Source organism: Pseudomonas jinjuensis, from assembly GCF_900103845.1.
GTDB classification, from domain to species: domain Bacteria; phylum Pseudomonadota; class Gammaproteobacteria; order Pseudomonadales; family Pseudomonadaceae; genus Pseudomonas; species Pseudomonas jinjuensis.
Genome location: NZ_FNIJ01000023.1, coordinates 40,770 through 57,801, shown reverse-complemented (window position 1 = coordinate 57,801; position 17,032 = coordinate 40,770). Strand labels below are relative to the sequence as shown.

The window sequence follows — 17,032 nt, the reverse complement described above, 5'->3', positions numbered from 1 at the left end:
GCCAGCGCTTTCCCATGGTTCCCACGCTCCCGCGCGGGAACCATCAAGGCCCGATACTGCCCTGCAACCCCGCCAGCACCAGCCGCTGGTACAGCTCCTCGCGCAATCCTTCCGGCTGATCCAGCCCCATCCTGCGCAGATGCCGCGGGAACTCCGATGGCTCCGGCGCCTCGATGGTCGCCTTGCCCAACTCCAGGATTTCACTCAGGCGGTGCTTGCTTTCCAACCACTGCAGCGCCCGCAGCAAGTCGCGCTCCTCGGCGGTGAAATCGCAGCCCAACGGGTATTCGGGCAGCAACACAGCGTGCCTGAGGCAGATTTCACGTAGACGTTCCGGGGTGTTGTGCCGGTGGCGCGGGTCCAGCACGAAGTCCGCCGGCAGCTTGCCGGCCGACTGCGCCGCCTCGATCAGTTCGTCCTGGAAGCGCGAATCGGCGATGGCCAGCAGCGCCTCGATGACTTCCGCGTCGTTGCGCCCGCGCAGGTCGGCGATGCCGTACTCGGTCACCACCAGGTCGCGCAGATGGCGCGGGATGGTGGCGTGGCCGTACTGCCAGACGATGTTCGAGCTGACCACGCCCTGCGCCTCGCGCCAGCTGCGCAGCATCAGGATCGAGCGGCCGCCCTCCAGCTCATGGGCCTGGGCGACGAAGTTGTACTGGCCGCCGACGCCGCTGAGCACCCGGCCGTCCTCCAGCTGGTCGGCGACGCCGGCGCCGAGCAGGGTCATGGTGAACACCGTATTGATGAAACGCGCATCGCGGCGTTGCAGGCGCTTGAGTTCCTCGTCGCGGTAGAGGTTGTTGACGAAGCCGATGCCGGTCATGCCGATCTCGCGCAAGCGTTCCCCGGGCAGTTCGCGCAGGCGCTGGTAGAAATCCAGCGGGCCGAGGAAGAAGCCCGCATGCAGCCAGTGGCCATGCCCTGCCTGTGCGGCGCTGAATACCCGGCGCTTCAGCACTCCCGCCTCGGCCAGCGCCAGCAGGCCGGGGACGAACATTTCGCTGCAGCCGTACAGGCCTTGCTCGAAGCGATCGGTGCCGCCCTCGCCGGCGATCAGCCCGGCGTGCCGCGCGGGAATTTCCAGCTGGTCGAGCAGCGCGCGATAGTCGCCGTTCTCGTCATGGCGCAGCAGCAGCGCCGAGGTCAGCGCGTCGCCCATGGAACCGATGCCGACCTGCAGGGTGCCGCCGTCGCGCACCAGTGCGCTGGCGTGCAGGCCGATGCAGTGGTCCTGGAAGCCCAGCGGCAGGTTGGGCGTCGAGACCAGCGTGCTGCATTCCACCGGACGATCGACCAGCAGGTCGAAGACGTCCTCGTCCACCTCCGCATCGCCGGGCATGTAGGGCAGGTCGCGGTGGACCACGGCGATCAGCAGGATGCGCTCGCCGGCGGCGCGGCGGGCCTGCAGCAGCGGCAGCAGGTCGAGGGTGACGTCGGGATTGCAGGACAGGCTGAGCCTGCCCGGCCGCGCCGGATCGCGGGCGACCAACTGGGCGAGGACATTCATGCCCCTGGCGTTGAGATCGCGGGCGACGTGGCTGTAGTTGCAGCTGATGTAGTTCTGCTGCGCCGGCGCGCTGTCCAGCAGGCTGCCGGGCTGCAGGTAGAACTCCTCGACGCGGATGTTCTCCGGCAGCTCGCCACGGCGCAGGTCGAGCAGGTAGTCCAGCTCCGGATAGTCGCCGAAGACCCGCTCGGCGAAGGGGTCGAGGAAGCGCCGCTGCAGTTCGCCGTCGGCGTGCGGACGGCCGAGGGACAGCGCGGTGAAGATGGTCATCCGGCGCTCACCATCGTCGCGGATGCGCCGGTACAGGTGATTGGCCAGGCGGTTCGGCTTGCCGAGGCCGAGCGGCAGGCCGATGCGGATGGGGCCGGCGATCTCCGCGAGCAGCCGTTCGACCGCCTCCTCGATGGAACAGGATTGCGCCATGTTCGTTCCTCCTCATCGGCAGGCCACACGGCATGTGGACCGCGGACGAAGGCGAACGATGCAAACGAAAAAGCCGCCCGAAGGCGGCTTTTCTCACATGGCGGCTGGTTACAGGCCGGACATGTGCTTGATCGCGGCTTTCAGCTCGTCATCCGTGCAGTCGGCGCAGGTGCCTTTCGGCGGCATTGCGTTGATGCCGGAGATGGCCTTGGCCAGCAGGCCGTCGAGGCCGCCCTGCTCTTTCGCGCGATGACCCCATTCCGCCTTGTCGCCGACTTTCGGCGCGCCCAGCAGGCCGGTGCCATGGCAGGTGGTGCAGACCTTGCCGACGATTTCCTCGCCGGAACGTGCACCGCCACTGCCGCCAGCGGCCGCTACGGCGCCAACGCCTTCGCATTCCTGGCCTTGTACGCAGACTTTGCCCACCGGCGCGATGCGCTTGGCGATTGCGTCATCGCTGGTCGTGGCCTGAGCGCTTACAGCCCACAGGGCCAGCACGGCGGCTTGAGCCACCAGCATTTTTTTAATCAGGTTCACCCTTTAACCCTCATCGTGGCTTATCACACCCGGGCGCGGTAGCGGTCACAGTTCCAGGCCGCGCGGGCGGGCGCAAGTATAACGGCAAAGGCCGCGAGCCTGAAACAATTGCACATCCTTGCCAGGCCTTGCGGCATTAGGTCGCAGCTGATTCTGCCGGTCCTACCGGCTGCTCAGAAATTTGCCGGTGTGGTGGCGCTTATCAGGCGGGCGGGAGCGTCGAACGGATTGCGGAAGCGGTGCGGACGGTTGCTTTCGAAGTAGTAGCTGTCGCCGCGTTCGAGCACGTAGATCTCGCTGCCCACGGTCAGTTCCAGGCGCCCTTCGACCAGCACGCCGGCTTCCTCGCCCTCGTGGTTGAGCATCTCGTCGCCAGTGTCGGAGCCGGGCGGATAGGTCTCGTCGAGGAAGGCGATGGCGCGGCTCGGATGGGCGTTGCCGACCAGGCGCATGGTCACCGTGCCGCTGGAGATGTCGATCAGTTCGTCAGCCTTGTACACCACCTGGGTGTTGTTCTCCTGCTCCAGGTCCATGGAGAAGAACTCCACCAGGGACATGGGAATCCCGCCCAGCACCTTCTTCAGCGAACTGATCGAGGGGCTCACGCTGTTCTTCTCGATCATCGAGATCGTGCTGTTGGTGACGCCCGCCCGTTTGGCGAGTTCACGCTGGGACAAACCTTTGAGCTTGCGGATGGTTTGCAGACGAGCACCGACGTCCAAGGGTGGAACCCTCCTTATTCTTGTTCACAGGCTCTATGACGGCGGAACCCGCCAACGGCAAGCGCCGCGCGGGTTCCATGTGTGGTCCGTATCATGGCAACACTGTTCAGTATTTACAACAGATCGCCCGAGAACAGCCTGCAAACTTTTGTAGTGTGGTCTCAGTAGACCCGCGCTACCCGCTTCAGGTTGCAAAACAACTGGTACGGAATGCTGCCGCACAGCGACGCCAGGTGGCTGGCCGGGACGTTGCCGCCCCACAGCTCGACGCGGCTGCCGAGGCCGGCAGCGGGCAGGTGGGTGAGGTCGACGGTGAGCATGTCCATGGACACGCGGCCGATGATCCGGCTCGGCTGGCCGTCGATGAACACCGGCGTGCCGTCCGGCGCATGGCGCGGGTAGCCGTCGGCATAGCCCATGGCGACCACGCCGACGCGCACCGGGCGCTGGGCGACGAAGCGCGCGCCGTAGCCGACCGGCTCGCCGGCCGGCAGTTCGCGCACGCTGATGATCTTCGATTCCAGGGTCATCACCGGGCGCAGCTGGGCGGCCAGCGGGTGGGCCTGTTCGAACGGAGTGGCGCCGTAGAGCATGATGCCGGGACGCACCCAGTCGCTCGGCACGCTCGGCCAGCCAAGAATGCCGGGGGAGTTGCGCAGGCTGACCTCGTTGTCCAGCCCGGCGCGCACGGATTCGAAGGCGGCGACCTGTTCCTCGGTGCGCGCGCAGTCCAGCTCGTCGGCGCGGGCGAAGTGGCTCATCAGCACGACCTTGCTCACGTGCGGGCAGGCGCGCAGGCGCTCGTAGGCAGCGCGGTATTCCTCGGGGAAGAAGCCGACCCGGTGCATGCCCGAGTCCATCTTCAGCCAGACCGTCAGCGGGTTGCGCGGACGGGCGCGCTCGATGGCCTCCAGCTGCCAGGCCGAATGCACCACGCACCAGAAGTCGTGATGGTCGATCAGCTCCAGCTCGTTGGCCTCGAAGAAGCCTTCCAGCAGCAGGATCGGCGCGCGGATGCCGGCTTCGCGCAGCTCCAGCGCTTCCTCGATGCAGGCCACGGCGAAACCGTCGGCCTCGGCTTCCAGCGCCTGGGCGCAGCGCACCGCGCCGTGGCCGTAGGCATCCGCCTTGACCACCGCCAATGCCCGCGCGCCGCTGACTTCGCGGGCCAGACGGTAGTTGTGGCGCAGGGCTTCGAGGTCGATCAGGGCACGGGCGGGACGCATGGCGAGGTCTCTCTGGTTATGTGCTGTGGAACGGTCGAAAAAAAGCCCGGCGCTGTGGCCGGGCGAATAGTGGAATTCAGGCCAGCGCGGCGACCACCGACATCTCCACCAGGATCTCCGGCTCGCAGAGCTTGGCTTCGACGGTGGCGCGGGCCGGGGCGACGCCTTGCGGCAGCCACTGGTCCCAGATGCTGTTCATGCCCGCGAAGTGGGCATCGATATCCTTGAGGTAGATGGTCACCGACAGGATGCGCGACTTGTCGGTACCGGCTTCCTCCAGCAGACGCTCGATATGGGCGAGCGTCTCGCGGGTCTGCTGTTCTACGCCGGCGGCCATGTCGTCACCCACCTGGCCCGCCAGATAGACGGTGCCGTTGTGGATGACGATCTGGCTCATGCGCTTCTCAGTGTGCAGGCGCTGGATGGGCATTCGGTTTCTCCGTGGTGTTGCCGTAGCGGGAAATGTCCAGACCTTCGGTGCTGATCTGCGGGCGCTTCTTCGCCATCAGGTCGGCGAGGTAGCGGCCGGAACCGCAGGCCATGGTCCAGCCAAGGGTACCGTGCCCGGTGTTCAGGAACAGGTTGCGATAGCGGGTGGCGCCGACGATCGGGGTGCCGTCCGGGGTCGCCGGGCGCAGGCCGGTCCAGAAGGTCGCCTGGCTGACGTCGCCGCCTTCCGGGTACAGGTCGTTGGTGATCATTTCCAGGGTTTCGCGGCGGCGCGGGTTCAGCGACAGGTCGAGGCCGGCGATTTCCGCCATGCCGCCGACGCGGATGCGCTGGTCGAAGCGGGTGATCGCGACCTTGTAGGTCTCGTCGAGAATGGTCGAGGTCGGCGCCATGTCCGGGTTGGTGATCGGCACGGTCAGCGAATAGCCCTTCAGCGGGTAGACCGGGGCGTTGATGCCCAGCGGCTTGAGCATCTGCGGGCTGTAGCTGCCAAGGGCCAGCACGTAGTGGTCGGCGGTCAGCAGCTCGCCGTTGACCCACACGCCGTTGATGCGGTCGCCGGCGAAGTCGAGGCGCTCGATGCTCTGGCCGAAGCGGAATTCCACGCCCAGGTCCTTGGCCATTTCGGCCAGGCGGGTGGTGAACATCTGGCAGTCGCCGGTCTGGTCGTTGGGCAGGCGCAGGGCGCCGACCAGCTTGTCGGCCACCTTGGCCAGCGCCGGTTCGACGCGGGCGATGCCGGCGCGGTCGAGGACTTCATAGGGCACGCCGGAGCTTTCCAGCACCGAGATGTCCTTGGCGGCGTTGTCGAGCTGCTCCTGGGTGCGGAACAGCTGGGTGGTGCCGAGGGTGCGGCCTTCGTAGGCGATGCCGGTTTCGGCGCGCAGCTCGTCGAGGCAGTCGCGGCTGTACTCGGACAGGCGGACCATGCGCTCCTTATTCACCGCGTAGCGCTCGGCGGTGCAGTTGCGCAGCATCTGCAGCATCCAGGCGTACTGGCTGGGATCGGAGGTGAGCTTGATGGCCAGCGGCGCGTGCTTCTGCAGCAGCCACTTCATGGCCTTCAGCGGGATGCCCGGGGCAGCCCACGGAGAGGCGTAGCCGGGGGAAACCTGGCCGGCGTTGCCGAAGCTGGTTTCCAGGGCCGGACCGTCCTGGCGGTCGACCACGACCACCTCGAAACCGGCACGGGCGAGATAGTAAGCACTGGCGGTACCAATCACACCGCTGCCAAGGACCAGAACGCGCATCAGTTCGCCTCCCACGCTGCGTGCTGTACGCAACGTTTCTTATTCTGAACGTAGATGCTGCGCAGTATAGGAATCTCCTGTCAGGAATACTCACTGTTTAAAAGCGACTTTCTGACGATAAATCTCGGAGAAATGGCTTTTCATGGAGACACTTCCACCATTAAAACCAGAATGTCGCAGGATTTGACTTGTTAAAGCAGAGGAATTAATACCACTCTATTCAGGTAATTCGCCTGACAAATCAATATTCAACAGCAATTAAATCCGAAAAAGGAAGATCAAGCGAGAAAACCCCTCGAAAAAGAAAGCCGCCGGACAGGCCGGCGGCTCGGTACGGCGCACAGGAAAATCCCCTGGCGAACCGCCCTACTTGCGCACCCACTTGCCGCCGACCTGGATGTACTGCCCGGACGGCGTGCGCTCGATGGCCTTCTTGCCGGCCAGCGCCTCGACGTCGCTGAGCTTGGCGCCGTTCTGGCTGGCGACCTTCTGGTATTCGGCGCGGCGCGCGGCGTTGATCTGCGCGGCAATGTCGGCGGCCTGGCCGCTGCTGCTGACCACGCCGAGGTAGCCGTCGGCCTGTTCGCCCACCAGGCCCTGGGCCTTGGCGCCGCCGAGGGCGGACATGGCCTGTTCCAGGCTCATCGCCCACAGCGGCAGGCTGAGAGAGAGGGCGGCCAGGGCCAGGATGAACTTGTTGCGCAATCTCATGTGGGGCTCCTTAGAACAGGCCGCTGTTCTCGTTGATGATTCCGTCCAGCGCCTTGTCGACCTTGATGTAGATCTCGTGCTCGATCTTGACGTTGAGGTTGATGTTGATCGGCTCGCTGGGCGCGGCCAGCTGCACCGTCGGCGTGCAGGCCTGGACGAGGCCGGCCAGCAGCAGGATGGGAAGGACAATGCGCAAGCGCATGCGGGTTCTCCTCGGACTCATGGCGTGGCGGGTTTTTCCTGACGCAGGCGTTCCTGCACACGCTGGCGAATCGTCTCGCTGACCCGGTCGCTCAGCTGCAGGCTGGTCAGCAGGGTCGGCAGGTTCTCTTCCAGATTGACGTTGAGATTGATCGGCCGCCCCTGTTCCACCGACGGGTTGCGCCCGCGCAGGTTGAGGGCCAGCAGCAGCCGGCCGGACTCATCATAATCCACCTGGCTGGACAGCTGGTCGTAGCGGAAATCATCCAGGGTCGACGCCACCAGCTGCATCGCCGGGTTGCTGCGGCCGAGGGCGCGGATCTTTTCCGAACGGAACTGCAGGACGCCCGGCTGCCGCGCCGCGACCCTGCCCCCGCTGATACGCACGCCGCGGCGATCGACGCGCATCGGCAGCTCGCCGTCGAGGATGCCGGTGCCGGCCAGCCCTTCCGCCGGATAGGCGCGGAGGATTTCCTCCAGCCGCACGCCTTCGAGATGCAGCGTCAGCGCCTGCTCCGCCTGCGCCAGCTCGATGCCGGCCGGCGCCAGCCAGGCGCGGCCGCCGAACAGCTGCAGCTGCGCCTGCTGCCAGTCCAGACGCCCGGCCAGCGGCGTGGCGAGCGCGGCCCGATAGCGACCGCGAAACTGCAGCGGGCCGAGCTCCACGCCGGGATTGAGCCGGCGAACCTCCAGCTTCGGCAGGTCCGCCGTGAGCGCAGTACCGCGCAGGCGGACATCGGCCTGGGCATCCAGCCCCTGGAATTCGCTGCGGTCGTGGATGCCTTCGAGGCCGCGCGCATCCAGCCCGAGCGCGAGTTCCTGCGGTGCACTGCCGGCCGGCAGGTTCCAGTCGGCCGACGCATTCAGGCGACCATTGCTCAGCGTGAGCAGTGCCGGCCAGTCGCGCAGGGTCTTCGCCAGCGGGTTGCCGGCGCGGAAGAAGATTTCCTGGAAGCGCGCCTTCAGCCGCAGATCGCCCTTCTCCTGACGCTGCAGATCGACATCCGCGGCCAGCCCGCCGCGGTTTTCCAGGCGCCCCTGCAGACTCAGCTGCTGCATCGTCGCGGCCAGCTTGCCGGCGAAACTCCAGCCCAGCGGCTGCAGACTGGCCTGGCGCAGGCTGCCGGCCTGCACGCGCAACTGGCTGTCCAGGGTGAAGGAAACGGGCTGTCCGGCGGCATAGCCCAGGTCAAGCCGCGCCCTGGACAGGTCTCCGCTCAGCTGGCGGATTTCCACGCCTTCCGGGGCGGTCAGGCTGTCGGCGCGCAGCTGCACGGCATCGGCGAACTGCAGGCTGGCCGCCTCCCGGCCGATGCTGCCGCCCAGGCGCAGATCGACGCTGGCGCCGCTCGCCTTCACTCCCGCCAGCGCCAGCCGCGGCGCGCGCATCTGCAGGCGTGCATCGCGCAGTTCCAGCCCCCAGGGTTCCAGGCTGCTCACGCCCAGCTCGCCTTCGAAGCTGCCGCTGGAGATGCCGCTGCCGCGCAGGTCGAAGCGCACCGGCGGCAGCGCGGAGGGCGTCCGCTCGCCCTCCGGCAGCCACAGGCGCAGGGCGAGCGTCTGCAGGCGCAGCTCCGCCGGCACCGTCTGCAGCCAGCTACCTTGCAGTTCCTCCAGCTGCAGATCGGCATCCAGCATGCGCGGCAGCCAGCCTTCCGCCACGCCATCCGCCGCCAGCTGCAGATTGCCCCGCAGCCGCCCATATCCCGGCAGCACCAGCGGCTCGGCCAGCTGCGCCGCGGCCGCCACCTGCACGCCCGCCGGCCCGCTGCTCACGCTGCCCTGCAGCAGCAGGCGCTGGTCGGCCTTCTGCAGCTGGGCGCCGAGGGTGGTGACGCCGGACTTCCGGTTGCCATTCAGGCTGCCATCCAGCATGCAGCGGCCGCTGGCGCAGGGCAGGTCGAGGCTGAGGGAGTGGATGTCCAGGCTGTCGGGGAGCAGCTCCAGCCACTCCGCCAGTTGCTCCGGCAGCGGCAGGCCGAGGGCGGGTTCGGCGGCATCGTTGGCGGCGGGCTGCCAGTCCAGTTGCAGCCGCGAACCGCTCAGGTGGCGCAGCCGCCAGCCGCCGTCCGCCCGGACCGGCCAGCCCACGCGCAGAGCTTCGCCGCGCAGTTGCAGACGGCTGCCCTCGGCATCCTCGCGCTGCAGCTCCAGCCGTTCGAGGCTGACGCCGTCGGCGGAAATGCCCGGCCCGCCCCAATCGAGGATGCGAATGCCCTGGCTGTCGAGCAGGTGCCGCGCGGCCAGCACGCCGCCGAACAGGGCCAGGGCGAGGACGAGGACTACCAGCAACGGCAGGGTGATACGACGTGAAAGCATGGACGACCGGGCTCCCGGCGCGGCGGCGGTGTGTTGCCGAAAGGCTGGCCGGGTGTGGCCGGAAGATCAAGCACCAGTGAAATCCACTAGGTAGCCGGCTATATTTATGGATAATCCCGCCATAAGACGCCACCGCCAGAGCATCTGCCCATGAGAACCCAGCACCAAAGCCGCCGCGAACTGGACAAGATCGACCGCAATATCCTGCGGATACTCCAGGAGGAAGGACGCATTTCCTTCACCGAACTCGGCGAACGGGTCGGCCTGTCCACCACGCCCTGTACCGAGCGGGTCCGGCGGCTGGAGCGCGAAGGGATCATCATGGGCTACAACGCCCGGCTCAACCCGCAGTACCTCAAGGCCAGCCTGCTGGTGTTCGTCGAGATCAGCCTGGACTACAAGTCCGGCGACACCTTCGAGGACTTCCGCCGCTCGGTGCTCAAGCTGCCCCACGTGCTGGAATGCCACCTTGTCTCCGGCCACTTCGACTACCTGGTGAAGGCGCGCATCTCGGAGATGGCCTCCTACCGCAAGCTGCTCGGCGACATCCTGCTCAAGCTGCCGCACGTCCGCGAGTCGAAGAGCTACATCGTCATGGAAGAGGTCAAGGAAAGCCTGACGCTGCCTATTCCCGACTGATCGTCGGCCTTTTCGCTGCATCCTGATGCTTTTTTCCTGCATCCCCCTTGGCGATGCGGGGAAGGCGTGTTTATGCTCTGTCAAATTTTACAAACACAATAATCAGGATTTCGCACATGAACGCCCGCGTTCACCAGCCGGTGCACACCGACCAGCACGCCCCCTCCTACTACGCAGCCACCGTCAACCGGCGCATCGAATGCCCTCCCCTGGCGGGCGAGGAGCAGGCCGACGTGTGCATTGTCGGCGGCGGGTTCTCCGGGCTGAACACGGCCATCGAGCTGGCCGAGCGCGGCGCTTCGGTGATCCTGCTGGAAGCCCATCGCATCGGCTGGGGCGCCAGCGGGCGTAACGGCGGGCAGCTGATCCGCGGGGTCGGCCACGGCGTCGAGCAGTTCGAGCCGGTGATCGGCGCCGATGGCGTGCGCCAGTTCAAGCTGATGGGGCTGGAAGCGGTGGAGATCGTGCGCCGCCGCGTCGAGCGCTACGGCATCGATTGCGACCTGACCTGGGGCTACTGCGACCTGGCGAACAAGCCCTCGGACGTCGAGGGTTTCCGCGAGGACTACGAGGAGCTGAAGAGCCTCGGCTACCGCCACGAGCTGCGTCTGATCCCGAAGGAAGAGATGCGCAGCGTGGTCGGCGCCGACTGCTACGTCGGCGGCATGGTGGACATGGGCTCCGGTCATCTGCACCCGCTCAACCTCGCCCTCGGCGAGGCCGCCGTGGCGCAGAACCTGGGCGCACGGCTGTATGAAAATTCGCCAGTCACTTCCATCGACTACGGCAGCGAAGTGCGCGTGCGCACCGCCAGGGGCAGCGTCCGCGCGAAAACCCTGGTGATCGCCTGCAACGCCTACCAGAACGGCCTGAACAACTACCTCGACGGCAAGGTGCTGCCGGCCGGCAGCTACGTGATAGCCACCGAGCCGCTGTCCGAAGCCCAGGCTCGCGAGCTGCTGCCGCAGAACATGGCGGTCTGCGACCAGCGCGTGGCGCTCGACTATTTCCGCCTTTCCGCCGACAACCGCCTGCTGTTCGGCGGCGCCTGCCACTATTCCGGGCGCGATCCGGCGGACATCGCCGCCTACATGCGGCCGAAGATGCTCAAGGTGTTCCCGCACCTGGAGAACCTGCGCGTCGACTACCAGTGGGGCGGCATGATCGGCATCGGCGCCAACCGCCTGCCGCAGATCGGCCGCCTGCCGGACCAGCCCAACGTGTACTTCGCCCAGGCCTATTCCGGCCACGGGGTGAACGCCACGCACCTGGCCGGCAAGCTGCTCGCCGAGGCGATCTGCGGCCAGCTCGGCGGCGGCTTCGAGCTGTTCGCCCGGGTCCCGCACATCACCTTCCCCGGCGGCAGGCTGCTGCGCTCGCCGCTGCTGGCACTGGGCATGGCCTGGTATCGCTTCAAGGAAGCGCTGAGCGGCTAGAATTTCCCGCAAGTCCGCTTCCGGCGGATCTGCCGGAGACTCCCGCTTGCTACCACGCCTCCTGTTGCTGGCCCTGCTCCTGCTCGGCGGCTGCGCCAGCGCGCCGCCGACGCCCTCGCACGCGCTGCCGGCGCACGGGACCGACCTCGGCGCCGCGGTGCACAAGCATGCCGAGGCGCATCCCGGGCAGTCCGGCTTCCGCCTGCTGGCTTCCAGCACCGACGCCCTGATCGCCCGCTGGGAACTCATCCGCAAGGCGCAGCGCAGCATCGACCTGCAGTACTACATCGTCCACGACGGCCTCACCACCCGCGCGCTGGTGCATGAGCTGCTGCGCGCGGCGGACCGCGGGGTGCGGGTGCGCATCCTGGTCGACGACATCGGCAGCGACGGCCGCGACTACGAGCTGGGCATGCTCGGCGCCCACCCGAACATCCAGGTGCGCCTGTACAACCCCCAGCACCTCGGCCGCGCTACCGGTCTCACGCGCAACCTCGGCCGGCTGCTGAACCTGGCCCAGCAACACCGGCGCATGCACAACAAGCTGTGGCTGGCCGACTACAGCGTGGCCATCGTCGGCGGACGCAACATCGGCGACGAGTATTTCAACGCCAAGGCCGAGATGAATTTCAGCGACCTCGACCTGCTCGGCGCCGGGCCGGTCGCCAGGGAACTCGGGCAGAGTTTCGACCAATACTGGAACAGCGCGATCAGCCGGCCGATCGAGGACTACCTGTGGCGCAAGCCCAGGCCGCGCGACCTCGCCCATCTGCGGCGCAACCTCGAGGCCTACCTGAACAGGGAGTCGGTCAGCCACTCCACCTACATGACCCGCCTCGGCAAGGCGAACGACGAGCCGCTGCTCGACCGCTGGCTGGACGAACTGGTCTGGGCGCCCGCCAGGGCGATCTGGGACGCGCCGCTGAAGGTGCTCGACAGCGGCGAGCCGAAGCCGGAGCAGGCGCTCAGCACCCAGCTGGTCCCGCTGTTTCGCAGCGTGTCGAGCGAGCTGATCCTGGTTTCCGCCTATTTCGTGCCCACCGACGCCGGCCTCGCCTATCTCACCCAGCGCGCCGACCAGGGCGTCAGCATCCGCCTGCTGACCAACTCGCTGGAAGCCACCGACGTGCCGGCGGTGCATGCCGGCTACGGTCCGTACCGGATGGCGCTGCTGGAGCACGGCGTGAAGCTGCACGAGCTGCGCGCCCAGCCCGACCCGAGCCTGGCCGGCGCGCCGTGGCGGGTGCGCGGTTCGAGCAGCGCCAGCCTGCACAGCAAGGCGATCGTCTTCGACCGCCGCCAGGTGTTCATCGGTTCGCTCAACTTCGATCCGCGCTCGATGATCTGGAATACCGAGGTGGGCGTCATCGTCGACAGCCCGGAACTGGCCGAGCGCACCCGCCGCCTGGCGCTGGCCGGCATGTCGCGCAGCGTCAGCTACGAGGTGCGCATCGACCACAGCGGCAGCCGGCCGAAGCTGGTGTGGATTTCCGAGCACGACGGCCGCCCCTACCGGCTGCGCCACGAGCCGGGGAGCCTGTGGCGGAAGCTGAACGTGTGGATCGCCGGGGCGATCGGGCTGGAAAAGCTGCTCTGACCGAGCCAGACCTGTAGGAGCGCGCCATGCGCGAGACGCTCTTGTTCGCGGGCATGGCCCGCTCCTACACGGTTTATTGGATCCCCGCGTTCGCGAGGATGACGGTTGTGAGGCGAGGCTTCATCCCTCTCCGTCTTTCCCGCGAATGCGGGAATCCAGAAGACAGTTGCTCCTACAAGGGCATCCAGGCCCTGCCTCGTCCTGTAGGAGCCAGCTTGCTGGCGATCAACTGAGTTTCCCTGTGCGGATCGCCAGCAAACTGGCTCCTACGGAATCGCCTCCGGCGCGGCGGCGGGCAGGCCCTTGCGCCATACCAGCACCACGAAGCCCGCCGCCCCCAGCGCCATCATCAACGGCAGCGCGTGGCCGGTCAGCCACTGGCTCGCCGCGCCGGTGGCCAGCGGCCCGAGCAGGCAGCCGATGCCCCAGAGCTGGGCGACGTGGGCGTTGGCGCGGACCAGCGCGTCGTCGCGGAAACGCTCGCCGATCAGGATCAGCGCCAGGGTGAACAGGCCGCCGGCGCTGGCGCCGAACAGCACCAGCAACGGCCAGATCAGCGGGCCGTGCAGCGCCAGCGGCACGCTCAGGCTGCTCGCCAGCAACGCCACGCCGCAGCCCTTGAACAGCGTCTGGCGCGACATGCGGTCGGCCAGCCAGCCGATCGGCAGTTGCAGCACGGCGTCGCCCACCACCACGGTGCTGACCATCGCCAGCGCCACCGCCTGGCTGAAGCCCTGGCGGATGCCGTAGATCGGCAGCAGGGTGAGGATCATCGCCTCGAAGGCAGCGAACAGCACCACCGCCATGGCGATCGGCGGCAGGGTCAGGCAGAAGCGCCCGAGCCCGCGGCCCGAGGCGCTGTGCGGGTCGACCTTCGGCGCCCCGCCGCGCCCCAGCAGCAGCATCGAACCACCCACCAGCAGGCCGACGCCGAACCAGAAACCGGCATCGCTGGCGGTACCGATGAAGGACAGCAGCACCGGCCCGAGCAACTGGCTCAGCGCATAGCCGGTGCCGTACAGCGCCACCAGCCGGCCACGCCATTTCTCGACGGCCAGCTGGTTGATCCAGCTTTCGCCGAGGATGAACACCACGGTCAGCTGCACGCCGATCAGCAGACGCAGCGCCAGCCACACCGGATAGCTCTGCAGCAGCGCCAGCAGGCCGACCGAGGCGGCGCCGGAGACCAGGCACAGGCGCATCAGCCGCGGCGTACCCAGCAGCGCGGCAAGCCGGCCGGCGATCACCGCGCCGAGCAGCACGCCGACCGCCGGCGTCGCCGCCATCACGCCGATGGCGAAACTGTCGTAGCCCCAGCCTTCCAGGCGCAGGGACACCAGCGGCATGGTCACCCCGAGGGCCAGGCCGATGCTGATGACCGACAGGCAGACGGCGAAATAGGCACCCCAACGCATTGTCCTTCTCCCGTTCCATGCGGAGCGCACGCCGGATCACGCCGGTGCGCAATGCAAAACGGCCGGGCCCCCGAAGGGGACCCGGCCGCAGCGGCAATAATGCCGGACCACCCGTAGGGTGGGTTAGGCGCCGTACTCCATGGCCGAGGTCGGCACAGGATTTCCGGCGCCGTAACCCACCATCGGTGCGATACCGGTGGGTTACAACTTGATCCAGGTCGCTTTCAATTCAGTGTACTTGTCGAACGCATGCAGCGACTTGTCGCGGCCGTTGCCGGACTGCTTGAAGCCGCCGAACGGTGCGGTCATGTCGCCGCCGTCGTACTGGTTGACCCAGACGCTGCCGGCGCGCAGCGCCTTGGCGACCAGGTGGGCGCGGGACAGGTTGTTGGTCCACACGGCCGCGGCCAGCCCGTACGGCGAATCGTTGGCGATGCGCACGGCTTCCTCGTCGCCTTCGAACTCGATGACCGACAGTACCGGGCCGAAGATCTCCTCGCGGGCGATCTTCATGGCATTGGTCACGCCGTCGAAGATGGTCGGCTCCACGTAGGTGCCGCCGGTCTCTTCCAGGGTGCGCTTGCCACCGGCGACCAGCTTGGCGCCGTCGGCGTGGCCGGCATCGATGTACGACAGCACGGTGTTCAGCTGCTGGGTGTCCACCAGCGCGCCGACGTTGGTCGCCGGGTCCAGCGGATGGCCGGCCTTCCAGCCCTTGAGGGCTTCGATCACCATCGGCAGGAACTGGTCCTTGATGGATTTCTCCACCAGCAGGCGCGAACCGGCGACGCAGACTTCGCCCTGGTTGAAGGCGATGGCGCTGGCGGCGGATTCGGCGGCGGCCTTCAGGTCGGCGTCGGCGAAGACGATGTTCGGGCTCTTGCCGCCGGCTTCCAGCCAGACGCGCTTCATGTTCGATTCGCCGGCGTAGACCATCAGCTGCTTGGCGATCTTCGTCGAACCGGTGAACACCAGGGTATCGACATCCATGTGCAGGGCCAGGGCCTTGCCCACGGTGTGGCCGAAGCCCGGCAGCACGTTGAACACGCCTTTCGGGATGCCGGCCTCGATGGCCAGCTGGGCGACGCGGATGGCGGTCAGCGGCGACTTCTCGGACGGCTTGAGGATCACCGAGTTGCCGGTGGCCAGCGCCGGGCCGAGCTTCCAGCAGGCCATCAGCAGCGGGAAGTTCCACGGCACGATGGCGGCGACCACGCCGATCGGCTCACGGGTCACCAGGCCGAGTTCATTGTGCGGAGTGGCGGCGACTTCGTCGTAGACCTTGTCGATCGCCTCGCCGCTCCAGCGCAGGCTGTTGGCGGCGCTGTTGACGTCGATGCTCAGCGAGTCACCGATCGGCTTGCCCATGTCCAGGGTTTCCAGCAGGGCCAGCTCCTCGGCGTTCGCCAGCAGCAGGTCGGCGAAGCGGATCATCACCTTCTTGCGCTTGACCGGCGCCATGCGCGACCAGACGCCGGACTCGAAGGAGGCACGAGCAGCCTGCACGGCGCGATCGGCGTCGGCGCTGTCACAGCTGGCGACCTTGGCCAGGAAGCGCCCATCCACCGGGCTGATGCAGTCGAAGGTCTGGCCGGACGCGGCGTCGAGGTATTCGCCATTGACGAAGGCGCGGCCCTCGATCTTCAGGTTCTGGGCGCGAGCTTCCCAGTCGGCGCGGGTGAGGGTACTCATGACAGCTTTTCCTCTTATTAATGTGCTTGTCGAAGGGTTGGCGCCCGGAAGGAAGGGGAGCGCCCGTCAAGAAATCCGCAAGGCGGCGGCTTGACGCATGCTGCACGCCACCCTAAACCGGAGACAGGGAATTTTCAATATTTTTGACAAAATATGGCAAAACCGCCTTGTCACGTTCGTTTTATCAAACATAGACTCGACCGCCCCGCCTCAAGGGGCGACAAATTGCCCACTCCGAACCGTACTCGCCAACAATCCACAACAACGAGAGGCTCCCATGAATATCGACCAGATCCTCGACTTCGCCCAGGCCGCCACCGCGCCGGAACACTATCGCCCCGCGCCGGAAAAGATCCTCAAGGGCGACCCGGCGCAGAGCGTGCGCAACCACTACGCCAGCCCTTGCGGCCAGTTCAATGCCGGCATCTGGGAAGGCGAGCCGGGGCAGTGGACGGTGAACTACACCGAGCATGAGTACTGCGAGATCCTCCAGGGCGTCTCGGTGATCCGCGACCAGGACGGCAACGCCCGTACCGTGCGCACCGGCGACCGCTTCGTCATCCCGGCCGGTTTCCAGGGCACCTGGGAAGTGCTGGAGAGCTGCCGCAAGGTCTATGTGATCTTCGAGCAGAAGAGTTGAGACAGAGCCCGCCCTACGGATTCTTCCCTGGCAATCCGCTGCAAAACCAAATCGCAGGCAAGAAAAAACCCGCCGATTGGCGGGTTTCTTCGCAAGGGCCGGGATCAATTACTTGATCTTGGCTTCCTTGTAGATCACGTGCTTGCGAACGACCGGATCGAACTTCTTGATCTCGATCTTCTCAGGCTTGGTGCGCTTGTTCTTGTCGGTGGTGTAGAAGTGGCCGGTACCGGCGCTGGACACCAGACGGATCAGTTCACGCAT

At 66.8% G+C, this 17,032-nt stretch carries 17 protein-coding genes; 5 read left to right on the top strand and 12 right to left on the bottom strand.

Annotated elements, in window-relative coordinates; all coding sequences use genetic code 11:
* Nucleotides 1-43: 43 nt before the first annotated feature.
* The 9 genes from BLR75_RS24670 to BLR75_RS24630 all read right to left on the bottom strand — a co-directional run bounded on the left by BLR75_RS24670 (nucleotide 44) and on the right by BLR75_RS24630 (nucleotide 9,349).
* The gene (locus tag BLR75_RS24670) at nucleotides 44-1,864 is read right to left on the bottom strand and encodes an acetyl-CoA hydrolase/transferase C-terminal domain-containing protein (protein WP_090416166.1); all 1,821 of its coding nucleotides are present in this window, start codon (nucleotides 1,862-1,864) and stop codon (nucleotides 44-46) included.
* Nucleotides 1,865-2,041: 177 nt separating this feature from the next.
* A complete protein-coding gene (locus tag BLR75_RS24665) occupies nucleotides 2,042-2,470 on the bottom strand; it encodes a c-type cytochrome (RefSeq protein ID WP_084314860.1) in 429 nt (142 codons plus the stop codon).
* Between the two features lie 173 nt (nucleotides 2,471-2,643).
* On the bottom strand, nucleotides 2,644-3,192 hold the full coding sequence (locus tag BLR75_RS24660) for a cupin domain-containing protein (protein WP_084314859.1): 549 nt from the start codon (nucleotides 3,190-3,192) through the stop codon (nucleotides 2,644-2,646).
* Between the two features lie 161 nt (nucleotides 3,193-3,353).
* Nucleotides 3,354-4,418 carry an alanine racemase gene (gene alr / locus BLR75_RS24655; RefSeq protein ID WP_084314858.1) on the bottom strand — a complete coding sequence of 355 codons (1,065 nt, stop codon included), beginning with the start codon at nucleotides 4,416-4,418 and terminating at the stop codon, nucleotides 3,354-3,356.
* A gap of 76 nt (nucleotides 4,419-4,494) precedes the next feature.
* Nucleotides 4,495-4,848 (bottom strand): RidA family protein, encoded by a 354-nt coding sequence (locus BLR75_RS24650; protein WP_084314857.1) that lies wholly within the window; start codon nucleotides 4,846-4,848, stop codon nucleotides 4,495-4,497.
* On the bottom strand, nucleotides 4,823-6,118 hold the full coding sequence (dadA, locus tag BLR75_RS24645; RefSeq protein WP_084314856.1) for a D-amino acid dehydrogenase: 1,296 nt from the start codon (nucleotides 6,116-6,118) through the stop codon (nucleotides 4,823-4,825). The genes BLR75_RS24650 and dadA overlap by 26 nt, the downstream gene beginning before the upstream one ends.
* 366 nt (nucleotides 6,119-6,484) lie before the next feature.
* Nucleotides 6,485-6,829, bottom strand: coding sequence for a YdbL family probable chaperone protein (locus BLR75_RS24640; RefSeq protein ID WP_084314855.1), 345 nt, complete (start codon nucleotides 6,827-6,829; stop codon nucleotides 6,485-6,487).
* Between the two features lie 10 nt (nucleotides 6,830-6,839).
* Complete coding sequence (locus BLR75_RS24635) at nucleotides 6,840-7,031, bottom strand: YnbE family lipoprotein (RefSeq protein ID WP_084314854.1); 192 nt, start codon at nucleotides 7,029-7,031, stop codon at nucleotides 6,840-6,842.
* A gap of 17 nt (nucleotides 7,032-7,048) precedes the next feature.
* Nucleotides 7,049-9,349: an intermembrane phospholipid transport YdbH family protein gene (locus BLR75_RS24630; RefSeq protein ID WP_084314853.1), complete on the bottom strand. Its 2,301-nt coding sequence runs from the start codon at nucleotides 9,347-9,349 to the stop codon at nucleotides 7,049-7,051.
* 150 nt (nucleotides 9,350-9,499) lie between these two features.
* Here BLR75_RS24630 and dadR point away from each other — a divergent pair, with 150 nt between their 5' ends.
* The 4 genes from dadR to BLR75_RS24610 all read left to right on the top strand — a co-directional run bounded on the left by dadR (nucleotide 9,500) and on the right by BLR75_RS24610 (nucleotide 13,254).
* A complete protein-coding gene (gene dadR, locus BLR75_RS24625; protein ID WP_015479539.1) occupies nucleotides 9,500-9,988 on the top strand; it encodes a transcriptional regulator DadR in 489 nt (162 codons plus the stop codon).
* Nucleotides 9,989-10,104: 116 nt separating this feature from the next.
* Nucleotides 10,105-11,424, top strand: a complete 1,320-nt coding sequence (locus BLR75_RS24620) for an NAD(P)/FAD-dependent oxidoreductase (RefSeq protein WP_084314852.1) — start codon at nucleotides 10,105-10,107, stop codon at nucleotides 11,422-11,424.
* A gap of 46 nt (nucleotides 11,425-11,470) precedes the next feature.
* The gene (locus tag BLR75_RS24615; RefSeq protein ID WP_084314851.1) at nucleotides 11,471-13,021 is read left to right on the top strand and encodes a phospholipase D-like domain-containing protein; all 1,551 of its coding nucleotides are present in this window, start codon (nucleotides 11,471-11,473) and stop codon (nucleotides 13,019-13,021) included.
* A gap of 26 nt (nucleotides 13,022-13,047) precedes the next feature.
* Nucleotides 13,048-13,254 (top strand): hypothetical protein, encoded by a 207-nt coding sequence (locus tag BLR75_RS24610; protein ID WP_084314850.1) that lies wholly within the window; start codon nucleotides 13,048-13,050, stop codon nucleotides 13,252-13,254.
* A 33-nt stretch (nucleotides 13,255-13,287) separates the two neighbouring features.
* Here BLR75_RS24610 and BLR75_RS24605 read toward each other — a convergent pair whose 3' ends face one another.
* Nucleotides 13,288-14,436 (bottom strand): MFS transporter, encoded by a 1,149-nt coding sequence (locus tag BLR75_RS24605; RefSeq protein ID WP_084314849.1) that lies wholly within the window; start codon nucleotides 14,434-14,436, stop codon nucleotides 13,288-13,290.
* Nucleotides 14,437-14,637: 201 nt separating this feature from the next.
* Nucleotides 14,638-16,128, bottom strand: coding sequence for an aldehyde dehydrogenase (locus BLR75_RS24600; RefSeq protein WP_084314848.1), 1,491 nt, complete (start codon nucleotides 16,126-16,128; stop codon nucleotides 14,638-14,640).
* 277 nt (nucleotides 16,129-16,405) lie between these two features.
* Here BLR75_RS24600 and BLR75_RS24595 point away from each other — a divergent pair, with 277 nt between their 5' ends.
* On the top strand, nucleotides 16,406-16,768 hold the full coding sequence (locus tag BLR75_RS24595; RefSeq protein WP_084314847.1) for a cupin domain-containing protein: 363 nt from the start codon (nucleotides 16,406-16,408) through the stop codon (nucleotides 16,766-16,768).
* Nucleotides 16,769-16,876: 108 nt separating this feature from the next.
* On the opposite strand, the gene rpmG is transcribed toward BLR75_RS24595, so the two are convergent.
* Entirely contained in the window at nucleotides 16,877-17,032 is a 156-nt protein-coding gene (gene rpmG / locus BLR75_RS24590) for a 50S ribosomal protein L33 (RefSeq protein ID WP_009614117.1), read from the bottom strand.

Bases quoted from the DNA above. Each gene is read 5' to 3' on its own strand.
- BLR75_RS24620 (WP_084314852.1), top strand. From the start codon at position 10,105: ATGAACGCCCGCGTTCACCAGCCGGTGCACACCGACCAGCACGCCCCC.
- BLR75_RS24635 (WP_084314854.1), bottom strand. From the start codon at position 7,031: ATGCGCTTGCGCATTGTCCTTCCCATCCTGCTGCTGGCCGGCCTCGTC.
- BLR75_RS24640 (WP_084314855.1), bottom strand. From the start codon at position 6,829: ATGAGATTGCGCAACAAGTTCATCCTGGCCCTGGCCGCCCTCTCTCTC.
- dadA (WP_084314856.1), bottom strand. From the start codon at position 6,118: ATGCGCGTTCTGGTCCTTGGCAGCGGTGTGATTGGTACCGCCAGTGCT.
- BLR75_RS24595 (WP_084314847.1), top strand. From the start codon at position 16,406: ATGAATATCGACCAGATCCTCGACTTCGCCCAGGCCGCCACCGCGCCG.
- rpmG (WP_009614117.1), bottom strand. From the start codon at position 17,032: ATGCGTGAACTGATCCGTCTGGTGTCCAGCGCCGGTACCGGCCACTTC.
- dadR (WP_015479539.1), top strand. From the start codon at position 9,500: ATGAGAACCCAGCACCAAAGCCGCCGCGAACTGGACAAGATCGACCGC.
- BLR75_RS24610 (WP_084314850.1), top strand. From the start codon at position 13,048: ATGCGCGAGACGCTCTTGTTCGCGGGCATGGCCCGCTCCTACACGGTT.
- BLR75_RS24605 (WP_084314849.1), bottom strand. From the start codon at position 14,436: ATGCGTTGGGGTGCCTATTTCGCCGTCTGCCTGTCGGTCATCAGCATC.
- alr (WP_084314858.1), bottom strand. From the start codon at position 4,418: ATGCGTCCCGCCCGTGCCCTGATCGACCTCGAAGCCCTGCGCCACAAC.
- BLR75_RS24600 (WP_084314848.1), bottom strand. From the start codon at position 16,128: ATGAGTACCCTCACCCGCGCCGACTGGGAAGCTCGCGCCCAGAACCTG.
- BLR75_RS24630 (WP_084314853.1), bottom strand. From the start codon at position 9,349: ATGCTTTCACGTCGTATCACCCTGCCGTTGCTGGTAGTCCTCGTCCTC.
- BLR75_RS24650 (WP_084314857.1), bottom strand. From the start codon at position 4,848: ATGCCCATCCAGCGCCTGCACACTGAGAAGCGCATGAGCCAGATCGTC.